This window comes from Rhodococcus sp. C26F (assembly GCF_053345925.1).
Map to the genome: position 1 here is coordinate 80,762 of NZ_JBKFBA010000023.1, position 6,921 is coordinate 87,682.

At 67.4% G+C, this 6,921-nt stretch carries 6 protein-coding genes and 1 tRNA gene; 4 read left to right on the forward strand and 3 right to left on the reverse strand.

Features of this window, described 5'->3' with window-relative positions; translation table 11 throughout:
* Window positions 1–136: 136 nt before the first annotated feature.
* Complete coding sequence (locus ACLBYD_RS20510; protein ID WP_026061353.1) at window positions 137–970, forward strand: metal-dependent hydrolase; 834 nt, start codon at window positions 137–139, stop codon at window positions 968–970.
* Window positions 971–1,046: 76 nt separating this feature from the next.
* Window positions 1,047–2,795, forward strand: coding sequence for a cholesterol oxidase substrate-binding domain-containing protein (locus ACLBYD_RS20515; RefSeq protein ID WP_447817878.1), 1,749 nt, complete (start codon window positions 1,047–1,049; stop codon window positions 2,793–2,795).
* A 9-nt stretch (window positions 2,796–2,804) separates the two neighbouring features.
* On the opposite strand, the gene ACLBYD_RS20520 is transcribed toward ACLBYD_RS20515, so the two are convergent.
* Window positions 2,805–3,326, reverse strand: a complete 522-nt coding sequence (locus tag ACLBYD_RS20520; RefSeq protein WP_120281212.1) for a YdcF family protein — start codon at window positions 3,324–3,326, stop codon at window positions 2,805–2,807.
* 372 nt (window positions 3,327–3,698) lie between these two features.
* On the opposite strand from ACLBYD_RS20520, the gene ACLBYD_RS20525 reads away from it, so the two are divergent.
* Window positions 3,699–5,192 carry an amino acid permease gene (locus ACLBYD_RS20525; protein WP_447817879.1) on the forward strand — a complete coding sequence of 498 codons (1,494 nt, stop codon included), beginning with the start codon at window positions 3,699–3,701 and terminating at the stop codon, window positions 5,190–5,192.
* 64 nt (window positions 5,193–5,256) lie between these two features.
* On the opposite strand, the gene ACLBYD_RS20530 is transcribed toward ACLBYD_RS20525, so the two are convergent.
* Window positions 5,257–5,330, reverse strand: a tRNA-Pro gene (locus tag ACLBYD_RS20530).
* Window positions 5,331–5,384: 54 nt separating this feature from the next.
* Complete coding sequence (locus tag ACLBYD_RS20535; RefSeq protein ID WP_447817880.1) at window positions 5,385–6,338, reverse strand: metallophosphoesterase; 954 nt, start codon at window positions 6,336–6,338, stop codon at window positions 5,385–5,387.
* Between the two features lie 66 nt (window positions 6,339–6,404).
* Here ACLBYD_RS20535 and ACLBYD_RS20540 point away from each other — a divergent pair, with 66 nt between their 5' ends.
* Window positions 6,405–6,881, forward strand: coding sequence for a GatB/YqeY domain-containing protein (locus tag ACLBYD_RS20540; RefSeq protein ID WP_060653849.1), 477 nt, complete (start codon window positions 6,405–6,407; stop codon window positions 6,879–6,881).
* Window positions 6,882–6,921: the final 40 nt, after the last annotated feature.

A 6,921-nucleotide genomic window follows, 5' to 3' on the forward strand; every position in this document is an offset into this window, starting at 1 on the left:
GCGTCTGCCGAACATATCGGCTGTTCGAACACGCGTGTGACAGCTGTGTCGGCTGTGGTTGTTAGGTTGGAGATCCGGGCCGGCGTCGTCACGCGGGGCCGGGTTCGCGCTCGTTCGTCGAAAGGTGTTGTCCGACATGGTGATGGGTCCTACCCATGCAGTATCCGGGGCGCTGGTGGGGCTCGTCGTCGCCGATCTGCTTCCTCCCGACTGGGGTGCACCCGCATCCACCGCGGAGACCTTCGCCTTCGCGGCGGTGTGTTCGGGGGCGGCCCTGCTTCCGGATCTCGACACGGCCCAGTCGACGGTCGCGAGGTCGTTCGGGCCCGTGAGCCAGACCTTCGCCAAGGGCATCGACGCGGTCTCGCTCGGCTACTACTCGCTCACCAAGGGCAGCCGCGACCGGAAGCGGCGCGGCGGGCACCGCACCATGACGCACACCGCGCTGTTCGCGGCACTGCTCGGCGCCGGAGTCTCGGCGCTCGTCGCGAGCTTCGGCAGGGAGGCGATCATCGGGGTCCTGTTCGTCACTCTCGGTCTCGCACTGCGCGGGTTGTTCGGGTCGTGGGCGAAGAAGCGCGGGTGGGTGGTCGTCACCCTGAGCGCGGCAGTGCTGTCGATCCTGTCGTGGACGTGGTTCCCGCAGGAGGTTGCGTCGACGGGCCTGGGGGTCGCGGTGGCCCTCGGATGCGCGACGCACTGTCTCGGCGACGCCATCACCAAGGAGGGCATCCCCTTCCTCGCTCCGTTCGTGCCCTGGCGCGGGTCGCGCTGGTGGGAGATCAAGCTGCCGTCGGCGTTGTCCATCCGTGCGGGTGGCCCGTTCGAGCTCGGCATTCTCGGTCCGGCCCTCACCGTGGCGGCGGTCGCGATGGCGGTCTGGTCGGTCGACGGCGCTCCCGAACACATCCTCGGCACGTTGGAGGCGTCGGGTCTGTCGTTCTGGAGCGAGGGCGCCGCACACCGGTAGCGGTACTGGAGAATAAAAAGAACTTGTTCTATTTTTGCGGAGTCCGTGCCCGCAGAACAGAACGGAACCCGCCCTCGTGAGCGCTCGAGCCTCTGGTCCCACCCTCAGCCGTCGCGGTCTTCTCGGAGCAGCCGCGGGAGCGGCCGTCCTTGCAGGCACGGGATGGACGCTCGCGGGTGCGGTACCGTTCGGCGACCCGGCAGCCACGATCCCGGCGCCACCGGACTTCCCGGCCGACATCCCGCTCTCGCAGCAACAGTTCGTCAACTGGGCGAAGACCATCCGGTTCGACGCGGTGTGGACCGCGACCGCGCGTACCGCCGACGACGTCGTCCGCCTCGCGAACTGGGCGCACGCCCACGGCTTCCGCATCCGTCCCCGCGGATCGATGCACAGCTGGAGTCCGCTCACCCTCGAGGCCGGGCAGGACATCCAGAACGTCGTGCTGGTCGACACCATGTCGCAGCTGAACCAGGTCGTCGTCGACGCGGACGCCGCACCTCCGCGCGTGACGGCCGGAGGTGGCGCGAGCATCGAATCCATCCTCACCGCGCTCGAAGCGAACGGACTGGGCTGGGCCAACTCGCCCGCCATCGGCGACATCTCCATCGCGGGGGCACTGTCGATCGGTGCCCACGGAGCCACCTACCCGGCGGCGGGGGAGACGGTGATCCCCGGCCAGTCGTTCGGCTCCCTGTCCAATCTCGTCCTGGCTCTGACCGCCGTGGTGTGGAACCCGTCGGCCGGTGCCTACGAACTCCGCGAGTTCCGCCGCGCCGAACCGGAGATCGGACCCCTGCTCGCCCACCTCGGACGCACCTTCGTCACTTCGGTGACGCTGCAGGCCGGAGCGAACTACCGAGTGCGCTGCCAGAGCTTCACCGACATCCCGTGGCGCGAACTGTTCGCCCCGCCCGGCTCGCCGGGGCGCACTTTCGAGCGCTACGTCGAGGAGCACGGGCGGGTCGAGGCGATCTGGTTCCCCTTCACCGAGACACCCTGGCTCAAGATCTGGTCGGTCTCCCCGGAGAAGCCCGCCGCCTCCCGTGAGGTGCAGGGTCCGTACAACTACTACTTCTCGGACAGTCTGCCCGAGGAACTCACCGACCTGCTGGGACAGGTCGTGCGTGGCGCCCAGGGCGTCACACCGGCCTTCGGTGCGTCGCAGTTCGGTGCGGTGGCAGCGGGACTCGCAGCGACCGGCACGAACGATCTGTGGGGCTGGTCCAAGGACCTGCTGTTCTACCTGCGCGCCGCGACCCTGCGCGTGGTCGCTGGCGGCGGTGTCGTCGTGACGAGACGCGACAACATCGCCCGCGTCATCAACGAGTTCACGACGTGGCTGCACGAGCGGATGACGCACTACGCCTCGCTCGGCCAGTACCCCGTGAACATGCCGTTCGAGGTGCGTCTGTGCAAGGTCGACGACGCCGACGAGGTGCTCGTCGACGCCGCCGGTGTGCCCGACCTGTCGCCGGTGCGTCCCCGCCCCGACCGCCCCGACTGGGACACCGCGATCTGGATGAACGTGGTCTCCATCCCCGGAACGGCCGGGATGCCGGCCTTCTTCCACGAGATGGAGCAGTGGATGGCCGCCCACTACTCGGGCGACTACGCGACCTTCCGTTCCGAGTGGTCGAAGGGCTGGGCGTTCGACGACCAGGGCGGCTACCGCGACCCCGGTTTCCTCGGGGAGACGGTGCCGGCCATGTACCGCACCGGGTTGCCGTCCGGGCAGGGTTGGGACGCCGCGCTCGCAGCCTTCGAGCAGTACGACCCGCATCGGGTGTTCAGCAACCGGTTCCTCGACCGGTTGCTGCCCTGACGTCCCACCTCAGCACCCCGTGTGCGAGAAGGCCCGCATGTAGCCGGCGGTCTGGTAGGCGTACGCCCACGCCCAGTACGACAGGGCGATGTCGGCAGGGCTGGCGGCCATGATGAGTTCGCCGTCGAAGCATCGGTCGAGGATGAAGCGCGCGCGGGAGACGTGAGGTACGAACGTCACGACGATGACGCTCTCCCAGCCGCGCTGCTCCGCGAGGCGACGCAGTTCCATCGCTTCACCGCGAGTGGTCGGCGGATCCGGCTCGAAGCACGTGACGGGGAATTCGTAACGCGGGTGGTCGCACAGGTCCGTCAACCAGACGTCCTTCGTGCCGTTGGGATTCGACACCACGACCTCGGGTGCGAAGCCTTCGAGTGCGAGTTCGAGCGCGTAGGGATAGCGCTCGTAGATCGCACCGCCGAGGACGAAGATCGCATCGGCCCGGCGATACGGGCTGAGGTTCTCGATCTCGATCTGCGGGGCCACGTAGACGGGCACTCCCGCGGCGATGAACGCGCACGCGACGAGCACGAGGACGGCGGGCCACCGTCGTCGCCGTGGTCGTGACCTGGTGAGTGTGGAACCTCCGGAGTTCTCCGGCGCGCCCTGCTGGGAGGCCCTGTGTCGTCGCGTCATCCGCTGATTTCCGTTCCCCCCGACCGGAGTCGGAGCGTCTCGCGAGTGCGGTGCCGCGTTTCAGTTTAGGGCATGCAAGTCGGTTTTTCGCGCCTAAACAAACTTGAAGAATCTTTTGCGCGAGCGCGGCGTCCTCTTTTCTCTGCACAGAAGCACCGTTCCAGGAGCGGATGGCGGCCTATTCTGCTCTTACGCCCTGCGGCAGAACAGCTCGCAACCTCGGGTCGTGCCCGAAGCGATGGGGTTCCCTCCGGGGAGAGGATCGCGATGACTCGGATCGGTAGGACCCCGAGGGCCGGACTCCTGCGTGCCAAGTCGGTGGAGCAGTCCATCCGCGACACCGACGAACCGGATTCGAGGTTGCGCAAGGACCTGACCGCCTGGGACCTCATCGTGTTCGGCGTCGCAGTCGTCATCGGCGCAGGCATCTTCACGCTCACCGCCCGCACCGCGGGTAACGTCGCCGGTCCGTCGGTGTCCCTGGCCTTCGTGTTCGCTGCGATCGCGTGCGCGCTCGCAGCCCTCTGCTACGCCGAGTTCGCCTCGACCGTGCCTGTCGCCGGCAGCGCCTACACCTACTCGTTCGCGACCTTCGGAGAGTTCGTCGCGTGGATCATCGGATGGGATCTCATCCTCGAGTTCGCCCTCGCCGCAGCGGTGGTGGCGAAGGGGTGGTCGCTCTACCTCCACGAGGTCGTGGCCGTGTCGTCGAGCGTCATGATCGGACCGGTGAAGATCGACTGGGGTGCGATCCTGATCGTCGCGGTGATCGGCGTGCTGCTCGCCACGGGAACCAAACTCTCGTCCCGGGTCTCACTGGTCATCACGTCGATCAAGATCGCAGTGGTGGTGTTCGTGGTGGTTCTCGGCGCCTTCTACATCGAGACCGAGAACTATTCGCCGTTCGTCCCGCCCTCCGAAGCCGGCGACACCGGTGAGGGGTTGCACCAGTCGTTGTTCTCGTTCGCGACCGGGGCAGGCGGCAGCACCTTCGGCTGGTACGGGTTGTTGGCCGCAGCCAGCCTGGTGTTCTTCGCGTTCATCGGATTCGACGTCGTCGCCACCACGGCCGAGGAAACGCGCAACCCGCAGAAGGCGGTGCCGATCGGCATCCTCGGCTCGCTCGCGATCGTGACGGTGCTGTACGTGGCCGTCAGCCTCGTCCTCACCGGCATGGTCGACTACACCGAGCTCGAAGGGGACGAGTCGACGCTGGCGACGGCCTTCGCACTCAACGGGATGGACTGGGCCAAGAACCTGATCTCGATCGGTGCCCTCGCGGGTCTGACCACGGTCGTGATGGTGCTGATGCTGGGTCAGACGAGGGTGCTGTTCGCGATGGCACGGGACGGACTCGTGCCACGCGGGCTCTCCCACACGGGCAGCCATGGAACTCCGGTACGTACGACGGTGCTCGTGGCGGTGATCATCGCAGTACTCGCGGGGCTCGTGCCGCTCGGCACTCTCGAGGAGATGGTCAACATCGGCACACTCTTCGCGTTCGTACTCGTGTCGATCGGCGTGATCGTGTTGCGGCGCACGCGACCGGACCTCGAACGCGGGTTCCGGGTGCCACTGGTACCTCTGGTGCCGATCCTTGCTGTGATCGCATGTGTGTGGCTCATGGTGAATCTGTCCGTCGAAACATGGCTGCGGTTCGTCGCGTGGATGCTCCTCGGCCTGATCATCTATTTCGTCTACAGCCGGAACCACTCGGTCCTTGCGACCCCATCCCGGGTCCGGGCAGGCCCGGAAACGTAGTCGGGAAAGCAGTCAGGGCACCTTCTCCGTGAGGAGAAAGTGCCCTGACGAGTTCTTCCACGAGTCGGGGTGGCGGGATTCGAACCCACGACCTCTTCGTCCCGAACGAAGCGCGCTACCAAGCTGCGCCACACCCCGTATTGAACCTCGGTCAGCTTACAACACGAGGCCGCAGAAGATTAAATCGGCTGGTCAGCGACGCAACCCGGCGCGCTCTGTCGCGTCACCGCTGGCCTGCTGCGCGGTGTCGCGCGAGGCCGGAACGAGGGTCAGCAGAGTGGCCTCCGGACGGCAGAAGAACCGGGCGGGAGCGAACGGCGACGTGCCGATGCCCGCGGAGACGTGCAGTCGCATGTGGGCACCCCAGCGCGACGCGCCCTTCACCCGCGACCGGTCGATCCCGCAGTTGGTCACCAGCGCGCCGTAGAACGGCAGGCACAGCTGGCCGCCGTGGGTGTGGCCCGCGAGGACGAGGTCGTAGCCGTCCTCGGCGAAGCGATCGAGCACCCGCGGCTCGGGGGAGTGCGTCATGCCCAGTCGCAGATCGGCCGAGGGATCGGCCGCACCTGCGATCGTCTCGTACCGGTCGCGGTCGAGATGCGGGTCGTCGACACCGCCGACGGCGATGCGCACGCCGCCGATCTCGATGTCGCGGCGCACGTGCGTCATGTCCTGCCAGCCACGTTCGGTGAACGCCGCACGCAGGTCGCCCCACGGGAGCGGAGGACCGTAGACGCGGTCGTGGTCCTTGTCGAAGTAGGCGAGCGGGTTCTTCAGCACGGGAGCGAAGTAGTCGTTGCTCCCGAAGACGAACAGACCCGGGCGGGCGAGGAGTCCGCCGAGCGCCTGGACGACGGCCGGAACGGCCTTCGGGTGCGACAGGTTGTCGCCCGTGTTCACGACGAGGTCGGGCTCGAGGCCGTCGAGCTCGCGCAACCAGTTCTGTTTCAGCTTCTGGTTGGGAGTCATGTGCAGGTCGCTGATGTGCAGGACCCGCAATGTCGACGCGCCGGGCGCGAGCACCGGCACCGTGACCTCGCGAAGAGTGAACGCGTTCCGTTCGATCAGCGTGGCGTAACCGAGGCCGAGAGCGGCGGCGCCGGCAGCACCGAGGGTTACGCGGCGAATTGCAGACAGGTCAGGCACTTCTCCAGCGTACCGCCGTGCGTGGACCTCGCACGTGGTTCGCCTGCCCCGCGTAGCGTTTCCGGCATGAGCGACACCACATCCTCCCTCGAATCCAGGCTGCGGACGGACCTGACCGCAGCGATGAAGGACAAGGACAAGCTGCGGACCGAGACGCTCCGGATGCTGCTCGCGGCGATCCGGAACGAGGCGGTGTCCGGCAAGGAGGCGCGTGAGCTGTCCGACGACGAGGTGCTCAGGGTCCTCGCGAAGGAGTCGAAGAAGCGGGGCGAGGCCGCCGAGGTCTACACCGAGAACGGACGCGGCGAGCTCGCGGCCAAGGAGCACGCCGAGGCGCGGATCATCGACGAGTACCTGCCCACCCCGCTGACCGATGCCGAGCTCGTAGACGTCGTCGACACCGCCCTCGCGCGCGTCGCGGAGGAACTCGGCGCGCGGCCGGGTCCGAAGAACATGGGCCAGGTGATGAAGGCCGCCACCGAGATCGCGGCAGGCAAGGCCGACGGCAAGCGCCTGTCCGCAGCCGTGCGTTCACGCCTGTAAACCGAACGGCCGTGCAGTTCTCATCGACCGTCACGAGGAC